This window comes from Pseudomonas sp. 50_B (assembly GCF_017491625.1).
Lineage (GTDB): Bacteria > Pseudomonadota > Gammaproteobacteria > Pseudomonadales > Pseudomonadaceae > Aquipseudomonas > Aquipseudomonas danubii.
Genome location: NZ_JAFGYX010000056.1, coordinates 1 through 1,236 on the forward strand (window position 1 = coordinate 1; position 1,236 = coordinate 1,236).

General features: G+C 66.8%; 2 protein-coding genes. Both read right to left on the minus strand.

Going from position 1 to position 1,236, the window contains the following annotated elements:
• Window positions 1-4: 4 nt before the first annotated feature.
• Window positions 5-664: a pentapeptide repeat-containing protein gene (locus J5M73_RS30870; RefSeq protein ID WP_102861880.1), complete on the minus strand. Its 660-nt coding sequence runs from the start codon at window positions 662-664 to the stop codon at window positions 5-7.
• A 186-nt stretch (window positions 665-850) separates the two neighbouring features.
• Window positions 851-1,236: PQQ-binding-like beta-propeller repeat protein (locus J5M73_RS30875; protein ID WP_207816840.1), on the minus strand; the 386-nt coding region annotated here is incomplete at its 5' end.

Sequence of the window (1,236 nt, forward strand, 5' to 3'; positions counted from 1 at the left end):
CCCCCTACTTATCCCAAGTCCCCGGACACCCCTGGCACCCCTCCATATTGGCATCCTGAAAATTCCCATAATGCTGCCGCGCCCCGCGCAAATCGGCGCGTTCCAGATTGCTCTCACCCAACTTGGCCTCTTGCAGATTGGCATCACTCAGATTGGCCCCTTGCAGATCGGCCTTGCTCAACCAGGCCATTTCCAGATCCGCCGCTTGCAGGTTGGCCCGGTGCAGCTTGGCCCCGGACAGCCGGGCAAATTGCAGGTAGGCCGCGCTGAGGTTGGCGTTCTCGAATTGCGCGCCCTGGGCAAACAGGCCCCAGCCCTGAATGGCCATCAGCTTGGCGTCGGTAAAGTCCGCCAGCCGCAGGTTGCTCTGTTGCAGGCTGGCGCGGGTCAGGTTGGCGCCTTGCAGGCGGGCTTTTTCCAGATTGGCCAGGTCCAGCTGGGCATGGCGCAGGTCGGCGCCGGAGAGGTCGGCGCCGGCCAGGTTCATCTTGCGCAGGTCCTGGTTGGCCAGGTTGGCGCCGCGCAGGTTGGCGCCCGGGCATTGGCTGGATTCGGCAATCAGGCAGCCATTGATGGTCAGGGGTACATCGTTGCCGTCGTCGTCGACGTTCATGGCGAAGGCGGGCGAGAGGCCCAACAGCAGGACCAGGGGCAGGTAGTTCATGGTGCGGTTCTCCAGGCGGGAGTGAAGGCGGGTGGGGCGAGGGCGCTGGCGCCCGCTGGACCGGCCGGCGCCCCGGGGGCGTAGCCGTCGTGAACCCGGCCCACGCGGTAGGCCTGAGCTATCGCGTGGGCAGGGTTCGGAGCCGCTGCGCGGCCCAGCGGGCGCCAGCGCCTCGCCACCAGTCGGTCAGCGCTGGGCGGTCTTGTTATCCCAGCTCGGGATCTTGAACACCCAGAATGAACCGCCTTGGGCCACCGGCTTGGTCAGTTCGGCCATGTCGCCACCCCACAGCGGCACCGCGCCGCCGTAGCCCACGGTCACGCCGATGTACTGCTCGCCATCCTGTTCCCAGGTGATGGGCGGCGAGACGATGCCGCTGCCGGTCTGGAATTTCCACAGCTCCTTGCCGGTCTTGGCGTCGAAGGCCTTGAAGAAGCCGTCGCCGGTGCCGGTGAACACCAGGTTGCCCTTGGTCGCCAGGACGCCGGCCCACAGCGGCAGCTGCTCCTTGTGTTCCCACACCAGCTTGCCGGTGGTGGGGTCCATGGCGCGCAGGGTGCCGACGTGGTCGT